Source organism: Spirosoma koreense, from assembly GCF_054777875.1.
This window is the reverse complement of record NZ_BAAHAC010000005.1, coordinates 440,466-456,354: the sequence shown is the minus strand read 5'-3', so window position 1 is coordinate 456,354 and position 15,889 is coordinate 440,466. Positions and strand designations below refer to the sequence as shown.

Sequence of the window (15,889 nt, the reverse complement as noted above, 5' to 3'; positions counted from 1 at the left end):
AAACTTTTTGAGATAGTGTTGGGCATGACAGAAACGGTCGAGGAATTTTCGGAGGAGGATGAGCTGTACGAACACCACCGCATTGTGGTGGACAAAGGCCAGAGCCTGCTCCGCATCGACCGGTTTCTGATGGATCGGCTTCCGAATGCCAGCCGGACCAAGATTCAGGCAGCTATCGACGTCGAATCGGTGCGCGTCAATGGGGTGCTGACGAAAGCCAGCTACAAGATAAAACCCTCGGACGTGATTACCATTTCGTTGCCGCATCCGCCCCGCGACACCGACATCAAGCCCGAAAACATCCCGCTCACGATTGTCTTCGAAGACGACGAGCTGCTGGTGCTCAATAAGCCCGCGGGTATGGTGGTCCACCCGGCACATGGCAACTGGGACGGCACGCTGGTGAATGCGCTGGTGTATCATTTTCAGAACCTGCCAACTTCGCGAAATGGCGCTATTCGTCCAGGTCTGGTGCATCGGATCGATAAAGACACGTCGGGGCTGATGGTCATTGCCAAAACCGAATATGCCATGACTCACCTGGCGCGGCAATTCTTCGACCACACCATCGAGCGTACGTACAACGCCCTGGTCTGGGGAATTCCTAACCCGCCCGACGGAACCATCACGGGCTACATCGGCCGGTCGGTGCGCGACCGGAAAGTGCAGGCCATTTACGACGACGAAACCAAGGGAAAGTGGGCCGTCACGCATTACAAAACCCTGGAGGATTTACGCTATGTCGCGCTGATGCAGTGTAACCTGGAAACCGGCCGGACGCACCAGATCCGGGCGCATCTGAAACATATCGGTCATCCGTTGTTCAACGATGCTATGTACGGGGGCGACCGCATTCTGCGCGGCAATCCGGTGGGGCGCTATAAAGCGTTTGTCGAAAATGCCTTCAAGCTATTACCCCGGCAGGCTTTACACGCCAAATCGCTGGGTTTTACGCACCCCCGCACCCGGCAGTGGCTTCAGTTCGACTCCGAACTGCCCGACGATTTTAGGGCAGCCCTCGATAAATGGAGGAAATTAATGGATAATGTACAATGAATACTGTACACTTGTCTGCCGATTTTTCGCCGATTCATCATACCTTGTTCATCAATCATTATCCATTCATTTCACATGATTTCCATCCGCCCCGGCACCCTTGAAGACATACCCGAAGCCTTTGCATTAGTTATGGAACTGGCTGTTTACGAACGAGCCGCCGATCAGGTTACCAATACCGTCGAACAGATGGCGCTGGACGGCTTCGGGCCGAATCCACTCTTTGGCATGATCATGGCCGAAGACTCCGACAGCAAAAAAATTGTTGGGATGGCGCTTTATTTCTTCCGCTATTCGACCTGGAAAGGCAAGCGTCTGTACCTCGAAGACATTATCGTGACCGAAGATTTTCGGGGTTATGGCATCGGCAAACTCCTGCTGGACGCTACCATCGACATGGCCCGCGAAACCGACTGCACAGGAATGATGTGGCAGGTGCTGGACTGGAACGAGCCTGCCATCGGCTTTTACCGGCAGTTTGGCACCCGCTTCGACGATGGCTGGACCAACTGCCACCTGGATTTCTGAGCAGAGGGCAGAGGGGTAAGGGCATGGGGCAGAGGAAAATACTTAAGGATAATTTTTCCCTTTGCCCCTCCCCCTTTGCCCTTGCCCCCAAGTTCTCTTCCTTTCCCCTCTGCCCAAAACCCGTATCTTTGCACTTCGAGCATAGAAACCAAGCATGACGTATCGTCAACAAAAAGCTCTCCGGATTGCCGGTTGGGTATTTCTAAGTATATTTTTATTAGCCTGCGTGGGCGCTGGCTTCGCTTATTTCAAGCGGGAGAGCCTCCTGAAAGCAGCGCTTGCCAAAGCCACGCGGAAAGCAAAACGGGATTATCACCTCGATCTTCATATTGGATCAGCCAAATTCACGGGGCTGAGTTCGGTGGCTTTTACGGATATTTCGGTCGTACCCGAAGAACGCGACAGCCTGGCCCGGATTCAACGGGTCGAAGTGGCGGTTCGGTTCTGGCCGCTGTTGGCCGGTAAAATCGGCTTGTCGGGTATGACCCTGGAAAATGGCCTGATTCAGGTTATCAAACGGGATTCGCTCACGAACATCGATTTTTTTCTACATAAAAAGCGCGATTCGACCGCTACCGAAAGTCGTCGGACCACCGACCTGTCCGACGTAGCCGAAAATCTAATCGACAATCTTCTGTCGAAAATCCCGGATGACCTGAACATCAAAAACCTGGAATTCCGCGGCACGGACGACAAAGACACGATTAGTCTGCTTACGCAAACCGCCGTTATTGAAGACGAAGCCGTTTCGTCGACCATCAAACTGAACGGAAATCAGGCTACCTGGCACATAACCGGTACAGCCGACCCCGCCGACCGGGAATATAATCTGGCGTTGTATGCCGATGGTAAGCCCATTGAGCTACCATACATCCAGAAGAAATATGACCTGAAACTGCAGGTCGATACCCTGCGGGCCGAACTCCGCAATGTAGACCGGTCGGGCGGAGAATTCCGGTTGGAGGGCGCGGGTGCCGTCCGGAATCTGCGCATCAATCACCCGGCTATTGCCAGAACAGACGTGCTGGTGAGTCAGGCGGCTATGGATGCCAACGTGTTCGTAGGCGAAAACTACGTCGGCATCGACAGCTCGTCGACGCTGCATCTGGGTCAGGTGAGTGCTCATCCATTCCTGAAGTATACGCTCAAGCCGACGAAAATCTACGAAGCGCAGCTACATACCGGCTCGATGGATGCGCAGGCGCTGTTTAATTCGTTTCCGCAGGGTCTGTTCGAATCGCTGGAAGGCATGCAGGTATCGGGCAAACTGAAGTACGACATGGCTGTTCTGCTGGATGCCTCCCTGCCCGACTCCGTCAAGTTCAGTTCCGGCATGACATCGGAAGGGTTCCGGATTCTGAAAATGGGCCAGACAGATTTCGATATCATCAATCATCCGTTTATATACACGCCTTACGAAAAAGACAAGCCCGTTCGTGATATTGTCATTGGCCCCGATAATCCCGACTATACACCGCTGAGTCAGATTTCACCGGATTTGCGGAATGCGCTGCTGACGTCGGAAGATTATAATTTCTTTACTCATAAAGGTTTTAACGAAAAGGCCTTTCGGGTATCGATTGCAACGAACTTCAAGAAAAAATCCTTCAAGCGTGGGGCCAGCACGATTTCTATGCAGCTGGTCAAGAATGCCTTTCTGAACCGCAACAAAACCCTGTCGCGGAAAGTGGAGGAAATTCTGATCGTCTGGCTCATTGAAAATCAGCACATTGTTTCCAAAGAGCGGATGTATGAGGTTTACCTCAACATCATTGAATGGGGCAGGAACGTGTATGGTATTGGCGAGGCTTCACGCTATTACTTTGCCAAAAGGCCGTCCGATCTAAATCTTGGCGAAAGCATTTTTCTAGCCTTTGTAGTACCAAGCCCCAAACGGGCGCTCGACTGGTTTTTACCCGATGGATCGCTCCAGGCGCGCAACGTACGTGGGTATTTTCGGCTGATTGGCCGGATCATGGCCCGGCGTGGTCTGACAGCTCCCGATTCAGGCGCATACGGCTTCTATGATGTCCGGCTGCGCGAAGGTCTGCGTCGGCAGGTCGCTCCCATCGACTCCTCGTTTCAGTCGGATAGTTTGTTGCTACCAAACGCGAACGGAACCGATGTCGACGAAGACGACGACGAACGCGGCACGGGCATTGGGAATTTCTTCCGTCGTTTGTTTGGCGGCAAAAAAACGAACGACGATAAGCGCGACGAATCGACGCCCGCTGTTCAGTCAGATCCCTCGAATCCTTCGCCGGCCGAAGTGGCGCCGGCCGATACTGTAAAAACACGCAAACAGCTCCGACAGGAACGACGGGAGCGCAAACGGCTTGAAAAAGAAGCACAGAAAGCCTTGGAAACAAGCACGAACCAATAACAAATCGGGTATGAAAGCGCTGGTAAGACTTATACTGTTTCTGGTCGTGATCGGAGGTATTGGGCTCTATATTATGTCCTGGTCGAACAACACATCCTTCAAACCCCAAACCATCGATCTGGCCGTCGACTGTTCGGATCTGACGGATGTGCTGGTTACCTCGACGGTAAATGTGGACGTAAAAAATCTGTCGTCCCGCTCCCACGACAATATATCCGTTCAGGTCAGGGCGTTCGATGGCGACGGGAAGCTACTCAAGGAAAAGTACACCACGTTTTCCCGGACGTTACTGCCGAAAAGCCATTTCGACAAACCCGTCACACTCCCCGCCCAAACCAAACGTTGCGACTGTAAGATTGTTAGTTCGAACCCGGATTTCTAAGCTTTACTTTCCGGTGATCGTTACTGCTTTGCGTACGTAGGTGTCAGCTTCGAGTTGATCGAGCAGGAAAGCAGCTACATCGGCCCGGCTGATACTGGGCATGGCAAAGGTCGAAAAAGGCAGGTGCTCGCCCAGTCGGTACTGGCCCGTCAAAGGGCCGTTGGTCAGGCGAGTGGGTCGCGCAATGATCCACTCGAGCGGACTGGCCAGAATGGCCTGCTCCTGTTTTTCTTTCTCATCGATCACTCCGCTCAACAGGGTCTTTATAATGAGTTTGCTGGGTAGCGAAGCTTCCTCATAGCTCGTTCCTACTCCCAGCGACGACACCACCAGCAGTCGCCGGACACCCGCGGTCTGCATCGCACCGATCAGGTTAACAGTTCCCTTTTCTACTGCCCCGCCCTGCTGACCCGGCCGATTGCCCAGCGCGCAAAAGACCGCGTCCTGCCGACGAACGGCGGGCAGAAGCGTTTCAGCATCCAAAACGTCGCCGGTCACTATAGTTAGGTTGGTGTGTTGAAGGAGTAATTTGGCCGGATCACGAACAAAAGCCGTTACGTAATGCCCGCGCTCAAGCGCCTGCTCGACGGCTTGTTTTCCCGTGCCGCCGGTGGCTCCTACGATTAAAATCTGCATAAAAAATAGCTGGTCTTGCGTAGTTGTATAACGACTGGATCAATAGGAGATTATCAGTATATTATTTAGTAAATTTTGGACTACTCTATGTCAGCTTATTTTTGTCGTTGCTCGAAGACAATAGGGTACAATCAAGCCAAACGCCATAATGAAATATCAGATTCCCTATGATCAGAATGAGGATTTGCCTAATCGGCTAAACTTAACCTCGGCGGAGGAGGTGGCTTTTATTGAATTTAATGGGTTCCTGAAAGCCGAGATTACCCTAACCGAAGCATTAAACAGCCGCACGAAGTTTACAAGTAGCTATATTCAAAAAGTGCATAAGCTGGCATTGGGCGAAGTTTATTCGTTTGCAGGAAAATAGCGCGATGTCAATCTATCGAAAGCTGGATTCGTTTTCCTATGGCCCAGTTCTTACCGACCATCATGCGAAATTTTGAGATGGATGTTCTCCGTAAACTTCCTAACCGTTATGATAATAAAAAAGACTTCATTCACGATCTAGCTATAGTTCATGCAGAATTGTTGTTCATTCATCCATTTCGCGAGGGCAACGGTCGGACGGCGCGGTTACTGGCAAATTTAATGTGTCGAAAGCAGGGGCTGAACGCGCCACGTTGGGAAAACATAGAGCCGAACGAGAATGCTCAAATCAGTTTCATCGACTATGTAGCAGCCGTTCAACGGGCCGCTGATCACGACTACGAGCCAATGAAGCGGATTATCGGCGAGATTTTTCCAACTTAGTTTCAGCAGCACGTAATGCAGCAGCGGCCTGTTCAGGAGAAATCGTTATTTTCTCAATCCTAAATGAGGCCACAGCCGACCGCAGAATATCAGCCCGGACGGCCGCTGGATCCGGATGCACGCGCGCCCTCTTTTTAGTGAGTGACTTCATTGTATAAATATAACCTTTGTTCTAATAAAGTACTACGACGACGAGTACTGATAAGAACTGATTTTTAAATCATTACGGTTCCAGCAAATCGGGCCGCCGGGCCTGCGTACGGGCGAGCGCCTGCTCGTGTCGCCACTCGTCTATTTTAGCTTCGTGCCCCGACAGGAGAATATCCGGCACCCGATGGCCTTCAAATTCGGCTGGACGCGTGTAGACCGGCGGAGCCAGTAAATTATCCTGAAACGAGTCGGTCAGGGCCGACGTTTCGTCGTTGAGTACGCCCGGCAGCAGTCGAATGATGGCGTCGGAGAGTACGCACGCGGCCAGTTCACCCCCCGACAAGACATAATCGCCGATGCTGATTTCTTTAGTGATGAAGAGCTCTCGCACACGCTCGTCAACACCTTTGTAATGCCCGCACAAAATGATCAGATTCTGACGCAACGATAGCGCATTTGCGGTTCGCTGGGCCAGCCGTTCGCCATCCGGAGTCATGTAGATAATTTCGTCGTAGGTTCGTTGAGTTTGCAGGGACCGGATGCAGCGGGCAATCGGCTCGATCTGCATGACCATACCCGCTGCTCCCCCAAAGGCGTAATCGTCTACGCGCCGGTGCTTATCGAGGGTGTAGTCGCGCAGGTCATGCACAACCACCTCTACGTAGCCGCCCTGTTGCGCCCGCTGAAGAATCGAATGCGCAAAAAAGCTCTCCAGGAGCCTAGGCAGGCAGGTGATAATATCAATCCTCATCGGTATTGTCCGGGCTGCTTTCGTCTTCATCACCGTGAATCTCGGGCTCGTCTTTACCATCTTCTTCCATATAAATGGCCAGCAAGCCGTCGGGTAGCACGACATTGAGTTTCTGATTGGCGCGGTCTACGGTCCGAACGATATCGCTGTTGATGGGAATGAGCACTTCTTTTCCCTGATAGTCCATAGTGATCAGATCCTGAGCATTCATGGCATAAACACCCCGCACAATTCCTAATTCACCGGCCTCGGCATCGACAACCTGATAGCCAACGATTTCATGAAAATAAAAGCGCGTTTCATCCGTGATCGGCTCGAGTTCTTCCAACGGCAGATAAGCTCCACAGTTGATCAGCCGTTCGGCCTGCTCGATGGTGTCGATGTCCTCGAAGGCGACAATAGCCCGGCTCCCTTTTACAATTGCAATCGATTCGATAAAATAGGGAATCAGTTCGCTCTTTACTTCCAGCAGTATCGATTCCAGATCAGCGTACTCGCTGGGTTCGTCGACATCTAAAAAAAGCACCAGTTCACCATTGACGCCGTGCGTTTTCGTGATATGGCCTAGTTGAAAACAATCGTCCTTTGTCATATATAACGCGGTTGTTCAGCCGCAGCTAAGCAGTAAAGCTTACGTATAAAAAGAGCCTGCTCAGAAACGAACAGGCTCTTGGGAAACAAATTTACTAAGTCGTCGGTGCGCAAAAACTACTCTGCGGCAGGCGTTTCTTCGGTCGAGGCTTCAGCGGCTGGAGCTTCCTCAGCAGCGGGAGCGGCTTCAGGAGCTGCTTCAACAACAGGCTCTTCAACTTTGTTTTTCTTAGCAATGGCTTCAGCGCGGGCTTCGTTCACCTTTCTCTCCGCTTCCAGACGAGCAGCACGCGACTGCTCTTTGGTTTGTGCTTTGGTATCGGCGGCACCGGCTTTCCGGTTTTGCTTATCTTCCTGCCAGGTCGCGAATTTATCGTCGGCCTGCTCCTGGGTGATCGCCCCTTTGTTGACTCCAACCTGCAGGTGTTTCCGGTACATCAGCCCTTCGTGCGACAGCACCGAGCGAGCGGTATCCGTTGGTTGAGCCCCTACCAGCAGCCAGTGTACGGCCCGATCCGACTTTACAATAACCGTAGACGGGTCGGTGTTAGGGTTGTAGGTACCAATTTTTTCGATAAACCGACCATCGCGGGGCGAAGTTGATTCTGCTACCACGATGTCGTACATCGCCATTTTCTTGCGTCCACGACGCGCTAAACGAATTTTAACAGCCATTTGTGCTTGTTGGTTTTGATGGGGGACGCATCTCCCCTGTAAAACGTGGCCGCAAAGGTACGAAAAAATTATATTCAGTAGTGACTTCGCCGAATATATTGTCTGGTTTTCCAACTGCTTTCTAACAGAACCAGCCGTCAGTAGTATTCAGTATGAACAATCTTCACCAACTGACCACCCCGTCTTCCATGAAACTGACTATAACCAGCTACTCGACCGCCTTATTTGCGACCTGGTACTTTATTGAAGAACTGGGGCTCCTGTTCGACGCAGGTGATGGACTGATTTCGTCGCTGCTTCAGAAATCCAGAAAGATCGAGCACGTATTTATTTCCCATGCCGACCGCGATCACCTCACCGGCCTCTTTCAGTTGAATCAATTGAATGCCCGCGATGGGTTTCCGAAGGTATTCTACCCGTCGGACTCCAGTTCGTTTCGCCGGATGGAAGAATTCTCAAAGCAATTTGATCCGCAGGTAAAACGAACGATCTGGACGCCCATCAAAGGCGATGAGCACATTCCGATCCGGAAAGATATGTTTGTGCAGGCCATACGCAACAATCATGTACAAGCCGAGCAGAGTGTCATCAAAAGTTTAGGGTTTCAGGTCTACCAGACTAAAACGAAACTCAAGCCCGAGTTTCTGGGCTTACCGGAGCCCCAACTCATTCAACTAATGCGGGAACGGGGAAAGGAGACGATGATGCAGATCGTCGAAGACAAGATTCTGGCTTATTCGGGCGATACACCGGTTGAAAACTGTGAACAGTGGAACAACACCAACATTCTCATTCATGAGGCTACCTTTCTGGAGGGCGAAGGTCCTATAAACCTGGATACGCACCGAAACAAACACAGCACGCTGGAAGAGGTACTGAAAATGGTTTCTGAGATCAATATCGACACCCTGATTCTGGGCCATTTCTCGTCACGATACTCAGCCGATCAAATCGACGAAACCATCAAACGGCTGTGCAAGGTATTCAGAATCAAGATTCCGGTCTACCGCGTACTACCCGGACAAATACACCGGAATATTTTAGACGAACCCCCAATTTACAGCGCCTGATCAGATGTAGTACCGACCAGGAACGGTCGGTACTACACAGCTATTTTCCGCATATCGCTCAATCCCCATTCCTGCATGACCATAATAACCGGCATGAGTGATTGCCCGCGTTCGGTGATTTTGTATTCGACACGCGGAGGAATTTCGGCGTAGATGATCCGTTCGAGAATACCGTCTTCTTCAAGTTCCCGTAGCTGGTTGACCAGCATCTGCTTACTGATGTCTGGCATGGCCCGCTGTAGCCGGCTGAAGCGGTTACAGTTTTTACTGACCGCGTAAATGATCATGATTTTCCACTTACCGCCCACCTGGTTTAGAAAATGAGTGACCGGGCAGTTGTTGGGGTTGAAATCCTTGGTTTTCCGGATCTGGGCCATTGGTCTAAAAAAATGTACTAACCACTTAAAAATTGACTACTTGCCTGATTTAGACAAAGATAAAACCTTTGCTGAATCAATAAGAAACGCGATGAGAAAAGACAAACAGCTATGACAGTCGCAGTCGACCAAATCAAACAGTTTATTCAGGGTGGCGAATGGGTTAGCATCGCTACCGAACTTCGGCCAAGTATTACCAAATCGGCCTCAGGCACTATTCAGCCTTTCTATCTCTCAAGGGTGTTTCGGTATTTGCCCGACGATGTGTTCGAATGTACCGTGATCAATTATGCCGATTCGGTCGGTAAAGTCCCGTTGGTAAAGATTTTCATCAGGGGCCACAACCTATGGCGGGGTGAGCATCCGGTCGCTCCCGGAGCACAGCAAGTCGATTATGTTGCCGATGAAGCGTATGAGATCACTCCTCTGCACCAGGGTTTCGCGGATGCGATCAATAAGGCCCCTGCCGACGGGTTGGCTACGTGGGAAGTCAATGTAATGCAGGATGTAAACGGAAAAGCCTTTCCGGCCTTCGGGCTTTCAGAAGGTCAGATTTACGTCGATTACGACCTGGTCTACATCTACAACGATCTGTTTTTCAATGGAAGTAAAAACGTGGATGGCCGTCCGTTCGATACGCCCGAAAACCGGCCAACGAATCTGCAAGTCCCACTGATCAGACGCGCGATTGCTCAATAACGGATAGTAAAAATCCCAATCAACCCAGGCCTATAAGCCGGGTTCTGTCCTCCCATCGGTGACGAGATGGCTTATCATTTATCTGGGATGCCGGTCACCCGACACCTCGTTCGACCTACCCGCATCGGTGTTGGCCCGGAGGGGCCGCTGGCGACGAGCAGCCGCACGTCCGATGCTTATTTGGTCTTTCAGCCCCTAAGGGTTACCGTGCCCCGCTGGTCGCCCAGCGGGCGGTAGGCTCTTACCCCACCGGTTCGCCCTTACCCCGAATTAATGAATAATGGAAAATGAGTAATGGAAAATGTTCGTACAAACTCATTATTCATTAACCATTATACATTATTCATTAATCCGGGGCGGTATATTTTCTGTTGCCCTGTCTGTCGAGCGGCCGTTCCCAGCCGCCCGCCTTCCCGTTAGGAAGTAGGGTGCTCTGCGCTGCCCGGACTTTCCTCGCCCGATTGCTCGGACGCGATAAGCCAGCCTGAGTTGTTTGGGAAGGCAAAGGTACGGAGTTTGGTTATTTAATAGTCATTAGGTGGTCATTCCTTGTCATTGGCTTCGCGTCATTGATGGTCATTACTGCCAGATAAGGACTACAAATGACGACTAATGACGCAAAGCCAATGACAAGGAATGACTACTAAGTGCCCCGTTTTATAATCCGTCCACTTTGACATCGATACGGCCACGGGCGTTCACGACAGCCAGCAAAGCGGTTGGAGTCAGATAAACCTGGTCCGGTCTGATTTCGTCGATCTGACCGTTGATGTAGACGCCCTTGGCTAACTGATTGTTTTTGAGCCGTTCCTGTAGCAGCTTTTGCATATCGGCAATTTGCGAACCGACCGGAATGGTAAGTTGCTTTTCCAGCGTGCGGGCAAACGTACCTTTCAGCAACCAACTAGCCGACCGTTGCAGAACATTCTTCGTATCCAGATCATACTGAAGGTTTTTCAGCGAAATCGTCTGGTCGTGCGCATCGTAGTACGGCTTTCCTTTCAGGTAAATGTCCCCGCTGATAGTTCCTTTTAGACCGGCTTTGATGATGAGGTTATCGTTCTGACCGTACATGTCCATGCTGGTAATGGTAATGTTGTATCGGTTGTCGCTGAATGAAAATGATTTCCCTACAAATTCAGCCGCGGCCAGTCTGGCTGCTTCCGAGTAAGTGGCTTCGCTCAGCAGACCGATCTGGAAATCATCTTTCACCTGCGCTACCACCGTCAGATCGGGTAGCGAGACCACCGGGCGAACCTCGGGTCGGGTGCCCGTTGTCGTCAGTGTATATCCCTCAATGCCAATCGTAGCGTGAATAACCCGGTTGTCGAACCGCAGGGGCGTAATCAGTACGCGTTTGGGCACGACTTGCAGGTAGGTTCGGTATTTTTCCGAAATCAGATAGGGCTCCCGGAGCGTATTCCAGGCTTTCAGTACGGGCGTCCGCAGATCTACATTCCGGCGAATCTGCTGATCGAGGGTTTTGGTGATGGTACCCAGGTTCTTATCGATGAGCCGGCTGACAATATTAGTGATCGGTACGTTGACCCCGATCACACTCACGGTTGGGCGTCGTACCCAGCCGTATCCGTCAGACTGGGTTTGCGTATGCACCGACCAGTCGTGGTCCAGATCGAATTTTGTTTTGAAGCGCAGATCGATTTCGAACTCGGTTTCTTTATACTGCGTAAATCCCAGCACCGACACACCCGCTTTAGCCCAGATTCGCAACGGAACGACAAAATGAAACAGGCTATCCTGCGCATTGACAAGGATAGTGCCCCGCTTCCAGACCTTGGTCATGAACTGATCGTGGTTGTTGTCGTCCATACTGTTGTCCTCGTAGATCAGACCATTTACCTGAGCATTGATTTGCCGTTCTACATCGGCCAGCGCGATCGAAACCGGGATGTGGACGGTGGACAAAAAGCGTTCGTTACGAACTTCCATTTCGGTGGTTTTATAGGCTTCTTTAGGCGCCTGTGGGTTCAGGCGGCTACCGGACGGCTGGCATCCTGTCAGCATAAATACCCAAAAAAGTGACACTAGCCAACCCCAGCGTTTAAAAATCAGTAAACAGGTAGCCGTGTCGACCACACAGAAACTGGGTACTCTATTTAATCGTAACCTTGGTGGCACCATAGCCAAATTTCTGTTTCTGAGCGTCTTCGAAAAATTTAACGTTTGGATGTTGCCCCAATCGCTTATGCAGTTCTGCCCGCAAAGCCCCGCTCCCAACGCCGTGGATAAACGTAATCTCGTGCATACCGCTGGCAATGGCGTTTTCCAGCGCTTGCTCGAACGTATCGAGCTGAAGTTTCAGTAAATCGGCCGGACCGCGGCTTCCCTGCCCGCCAGGCAATAGCGCTTCGGTATGCAGATCGACAACCGACGAGGGGCGCTCAACCGAGATGGCCGTCGGGTCAGCTTTGGATTTGAGCATCTCCGCTTTCAGGTCTTCCGGACGTACTACAGTCGGTTTAGCCGGACTGGTGGCCGTACGGTTACTGGACGGCACCTGCTGGGCCGGCTCGCTGCTTTCCGCGTCAAGTTGCGTCAGAAAACCAGGTTGATTTAAAACCGGCACTGCGGTTTTGTTTTTGAAAAACGTGGCTGCCCGCGCCTTGAAGCGCTTCACCAGCGGAGCCCGTAACGACGATTTCCCGGCCCGGAACCATAATCCCTGCACAACGAACGTCGGCCATTCTTCAAATTTGGCATGGGCATACTGTTCGTTCATTTTCTGCTGCGATTTGGCTTTCAACACGCCACTGTGCAACCCCGTAAACTGAACCCCTCCGCTCACTCCGGCAGCCTCTTCGCCCAATACATACGGAAACTCCCAGTCGGTGTTATTGACCAGGTGCAGTGTATACTCCCGATCGTTGACGGGTACGAAAGCCAGATAAATCCCCTGGTTAGCCAGAATAGTCGGCGCTGATGGCGTTACCGCTTTCTGGGGCGCATAGGTACTGGTTTTCAGCAATCGTTCGGCCTCCAGGGGCGAAACGGGAACCAGTTCAGAACGCATCACCGGAATTCGGAACCCATCTTCGATTTCAATTTCGACCATATCGCCGGGTAAAATCCGGGAGACGACACCTTGTTCTTTTGCCCGCAATAGCCGGACTTTATCCCCAATATTCATTTTGTCGTTAGTCTTCAGTTGGTAGCCGCCAGCCCAGCCGGAACTTACTTCCAGGCCACTTGCTGCCGACTACTATATATTTTCAAAAGTATAACCGAGATAAGCAAAAATACCTTCCCTCTGGTGTTAATTCATCTGGTTATGATTTTGTTTCAATAAACCATACTCGCCTTAAGTAAAAACTCAGCAGGCAAACGATTACATTTGCAAGACTGATAGTATGCTGCTGTTATGATGATTTCTGTAAACGAAAAACTTGATCTGGCCCATAATTTTGTTCTGCACACCAATCGGAATGTTTTCCTGACCGGAAAAGCCGGAACCGGAAAAACGACCTTTCTGCAACAGATCAGGCAATTGAGCGCCAAGCGGCTGGCCGTAGTCGCGCCAACGGGCGTGGCCGCAATCAACGCCAGCGGGGTTACGATTCACTCGCTGTTTCAACTGCCGTTCGGGCCGCTGGTGCCCGGGGCTACCCAACGCGAAGGACGAAAATTCAATCGGGAAAAGATTAATCTGTTGCGTACGCTTGATCTGCTGGTCATCGATGAAATCAGTATGGTTCGGGCCGATGTGCTGGATGGCATCGATGAAATTCTTCGGCGCTACCGGTCCAATGCCGAGCCGTTTGGCGGGGTGCAACTGCTCCTCATCGGCGACATGCAGCAACTGCCCCCCGTGATCAAAGACGAGGATTGGGAGTTGCTAAAACCGCATTACGAAACGGGTTATTTTTTCGGTAGCAAAGCGCTCCGACAAACTCCGTACGTTTCTATCGAACTGACGCACATTTATCGGCAATCTGACGAACGGTTTATCGGTCTGCTCAATAGCATTCGCGAAAAAACGATTACTCCGGTGCAACTGTCAGAATTAAATCAACGCTACATCCCTGATTTTGCTCCCGACGATGCGGAAGGCTACATCACGCTCTCGACACACAACACAACGGCGCAGCAGATTAACAGTACCAAGTTGAAATTGCTAAAGACACCCCTCAAGACATTTAAAGCATCTATCGAAGGTGAGTTTCCGGCCCATACGTACCCAACGGAAGTCGATCTTGATCTAAAAGTTGGGGCGCAGGTTATGTTCGTTAAGAATGATATCTCGCGCGAAAAGCTGTATTACAACGGCAAAATCGGGCGCATTACCAGTCTGGACGAGGATACAATCTATGTGACGAGTTCGCAGGATGGCGAGGAAATTGCCGTGTCGCCCGTCGACTGGACGAATATTCGCTACAGCCTCGATCCGGCAACGAAAGAAATCAAAGGAGAAGCGATCGGTACGTTTACGCAATTTCCGCTCAGGCTCGCCTGGGCCATTACCATTCATAAAAGCCAGGGGCTCACCTTCGAAAAAGCCATTATCGATGCGTCGTCGGCTTTCGCACATGGTCAGGTGTACGTAGCGCTTAGTCGGTGCAAAACCCTCGATGGGCTGGTACTACGCGCTCCAATTCCGGCAAAAAGCATTAAGACCGAACTGGAACTGGAAGATTTCCACGAGCAGGTTCAGCAGCAAACCCCAACGGAACAGCATCTGCACGACGCCAAACGCATCAATCAGCAACGGTTGCTTCAGGAATTGTTTTCGTTTGAACGCGCCAGTTCGCTACTTTACCGTTGCCGCCGGGTCGTGAATGAACATGGCAGTAGTTTAGATGCCGAGTGTGTTCCAATCGTTCAGCAACTGACCGACCTGTTGCGTACGAAAGCCCGCGATGTAACCGAGCGCTTTCAACAACAGCTTCCGGCCTATTTTGCCAGCGATGAACTGCCGGAACAGCATAAATTGTTGCAGGAGCGCATTCAGAAAGCAGCCACGTATTTTCAGGCCTTACTCGGAGATGAATTGCTTCCTCTCCTACGTCAGTGCCCAACCGACTGCGATAACAAGCAGGTGCGCGAAGCCATTCAGGAAGCGACGGCTGAACTGGAAAAAGAACTGTTCAGTAAACTCCGCAGTTTTGAGCGCTGCAAAGATGGCTTTGAGGCACTGGCTTATCTGCAGGCCCGAAACCACGCCGAACTGGACTTCGAGTCGAGCCGGAAGCCGAAAGAACAAACACCCAGTAGTGACGATCGCGCCAAAGGTGGCCTATACGGCGCGTTGATGAAATGGCGGAACGATCTGGCGGGTGAACACAACACCTCCGGCTACATGATCCTTCCTCAGAAAACCATCGCCGAACTGGCCCGTATCCGCCCAACCACGACGGCTGAACTACTGGCAATCAAAGGCTTTGGTAAAACTAAAGTTAAACAGATTGGTAGTGAGCTAGTCGCTTTGATTCAGGATTTTACCGAGCGGTCGGCACGGGCAACTAAAGAAAAGAAACCCAAGCCTGCCAAAGGGGATTCGGACGCGGCCACGTTAGCGCTGTTTCGGTCGGGTAAGACCATTGCTGAAGTTGCTACCGAGCGCGGGCTGGCCGTTTCTACGGTTGAAGGCCATGTAGCCCGGTGTATTCGGAGGGGCGAATTAGCGGCAGAAGATGTACTGCCAGCAGATAAGGTGGCAGCGATTCGATCTTATGCCGAGACGCACCAGCCCAGCGGCATAGGCGAGATCATGCAGGCGCTGGGTAACAGCGTCACTTACAACGAGATTCGATTTGTACAGTATGCTATCCTGGCAGAGAACGGCGGGGCTAAGGAATAGCCGGTATACTCCGCGCGTGTTTTGGA

Annotated in this window: 16 protein-coding genes and 1 other RNA gene; 9 read left to right on the top strand and 8 right to left on the bottom strand. The window is 51.5% G+C overall.

Going from position 1 to position 15,889, the window contains the following annotated elements:
- Positions 1–24 precede the first annotated feature (24 nt).
- The 4 genes from ACYVC2_RS07700 to ACYVC2_RS07685 all read left to right on the top strand — a co-directional run bounded on the left by ACYVC2_RS07700 (position 25) and on the right by ACYVC2_RS07685 (position 4,349).
- Entirely contained in the window at positions 25–1,056 is a 1,032-nt protein-coding gene (locus ACYVC2_RS07700) for an RluA family pseudouridine synthase (protein WP_461101723.1), read from the top strand.
- Between the two features lie 75 nt (positions 1,057–1,131).
- Positions 1,132–1,584 (top strand): GNAT family N-acetyltransferase, encoded by a 453-nt coding sequence (locus ACYVC2_RS07695; RefSeq protein WP_461101722.1) that lies wholly within the window; start codon positions 1,132–1,134, stop codon positions 1,582–1,584.
- 154 nt (positions 1,585–1,738) lie between these two features.
- Positions 1,739–3,967, top strand: coding sequence for a transglycosylase domain-containing protein (locus ACYVC2_RS07690; protein ID WP_461101721.1), 2,229 nt, complete (start codon positions 1,739–1,741; stop codon positions 3,965–3,967).
- 10 nt (positions 3,968–3,977) lie between these two features.
- Positions 3,978–4,349, top strand: a complete 372-nt coding sequence (locus ACYVC2_RS07685) for a hypothetical protein (protein ID WP_461101720.1) — start codon at positions 3,978–3,980, stop codon at positions 4,347–4,349.
- 3 nt (positions 4,350–4,352) lie between these two features.
- Here the strand turns inward: ACYVC2_RS07685 and ACYVC2_RS07680 are convergent, their stop codons facing one another.
- On the bottom strand, positions 4,353–4,985 hold the full coding sequence (locus tag ACYVC2_RS07680) for an NAD(P)-dependent oxidoreductase (protein WP_461101719.1): 633 nt from the start codon (positions 4,983–4,985) through the stop codon (positions 4,353–4,355).
- A gap of 148 nt (positions 4,986–5,133) precedes the next feature.
- Here ACYVC2_RS07680 and ACYVC2_RS07675 point away from each other — a divergent pair, with 148 nt between their 5' ends.
- On the top strand, positions 5,134–5,352 hold the full coding sequence (locus tag ACYVC2_RS07675; protein ID WP_461101718.1) for a hypothetical protein: 219 nt from the start codon (positions 5,134–5,136) through the stop codon (positions 5,350–5,352).
- Positions 5,353–5,390: 38 nt separating this feature from the next.
- Positions 5,391–5,735 carry a Fic family protein gene (locus ACYVC2_RS07670; RefSeq protein WP_461101717.1) on the top strand — a complete coding sequence of 115 codons (345 nt, stop codon included), beginning with the start codon at positions 5,391–5,393 and terminating at the stop codon, positions 5,733–5,735.
- Positions 5,736–5,958: 223 nt separating this feature from the next.
- On the opposite strand, the gene trmD is transcribed toward ACYVC2_RS07670, so the two are convergent.
- The 3 genes from trmD to ACYVC2_RS07655 form a co-directional block, all read right to left on the bottom strand.
- A complete protein-coding gene (gene trmD, locus ACYVC2_RS07665) occupies positions 5,959–6,636 on the bottom strand; it encodes a tRNA (guanosine(37)-N1)-methyltransferase TrmD (protein ID WP_461101716.1) in 678 nt (225 codons plus the stop codon).
- A complete protein-coding gene (gene rimM / locus ACYVC2_RS07660; protein ID WP_461101715.1) occupies positions 6,626–7,228 on the bottom strand; it encodes a ribosome maturation factor RimM in 603 nt (200 codons plus the stop codon). Before rimM ends, trmD begins: the two co-directional genes overlap by 11 nt.
- Before the next feature lie 116 nt (positions 7,229–7,344).
- The gene (locus ACYVC2_RS07655; protein WP_461101714.1) at positions 7,345–7,902 is read right to left on the bottom strand and encodes a 30S ribosomal protein S16; all 558 of its coding nucleotides are present in this window, start codon (positions 7,900–7,902) and stop codon (positions 7,345–7,347) included.
- Positions 7,903–8,054: 152 nt separating this feature from the next.
- On the opposite strand from ACYVC2_RS07655, the gene ACYVC2_RS07650 reads away from it, so the two are divergent.
- Complete coding sequence (locus ACYVC2_RS07650; RefSeq protein ID WP_461101713.1) at positions 8,055–8,972, top strand: MBL fold metallo-hydrolase; 918 nt, start codon at positions 8,055–8,057, stop codon at positions 8,970–8,972.
- 32 nt (positions 8,973–9,004) lie between these two features.
- Here the strand turns inward: ACYVC2_RS07650 and ACYVC2_RS07645 are convergent, their stop codons facing one another.
- A complete protein-coding gene (locus ACYVC2_RS07645) occupies positions 9,005–9,349 on the bottom strand; it encodes a winged helix-turn-helix transcriptional regulator (protein ID WP_461101712.1) in 345 nt (114 codons plus the stop codon).
- Between the two features lie 111 nt (positions 9,350–9,460).
- Between ACYVC2_RS07645 and ACYVC2_RS07640 the strand changes: the two genes are divergently transcribed.
- Positions 9,461–10,048, top strand: coding sequence for a hypothetical protein (locus tag ACYVC2_RS07640; RefSeq protein ID WP_461101711.1), 588 nt, complete (start codon positions 9,461–9,463; stop codon positions 10,046–10,048).
- Between the two features lie 17 nt (positions 10,049–10,065).
- Here ACYVC2_RS07640 and rnpB read toward each other — a convergent pair.
- The 3 genes from rnpB to ACYVC2_RS07625 form a co-directional block, all read right to left on the bottom strand.
- An RNA gene (gene rnpB / locus ACYVC2_RS07635) (RNase P RNA component class A) lies at positions 10,066–10,539 on the bottom strand.
- Between the two features lie 166 nt (positions 10,540–10,705).
- A complete protein-coding gene (locus ACYVC2_RS07630; protein ID WP_461101710.1) occupies positions 10,706–12,073 on the bottom strand; it encodes a DUF4403 family protein in 1,368 nt (455 codons plus the stop codon).
- An 88-nt stretch (positions 12,074–12,161) separates the two neighbouring features.
- The gene (locus ACYVC2_RS07625; protein WP_461101709.1) at positions 12,162–13,196 is read right to left on the bottom strand and encodes a Smr/MutS family protein; all 1,035 of its coding nucleotides are present in this window, start codon (positions 13,194–13,196) and stop codon (positions 12,162–12,164) included.
- A gap of 231 nt (positions 13,197–13,427) precedes the next feature.
- Here ACYVC2_RS07625 and ACYVC2_RS07620 point away from each other — a divergent pair, with 231 nt between their 5' ends.
- Positions 13,428–15,863 (top strand): helix-turn-helix domain-containing protein, encoded by a 2,436-nt coding sequence (locus ACYVC2_RS07620; RefSeq protein ID WP_461101708.1) that lies wholly within the window; start codon positions 13,428–13,430, stop codon positions 15,861–15,863.
- Positions 15,864–15,889: the final 26 nt, after the last annotated feature.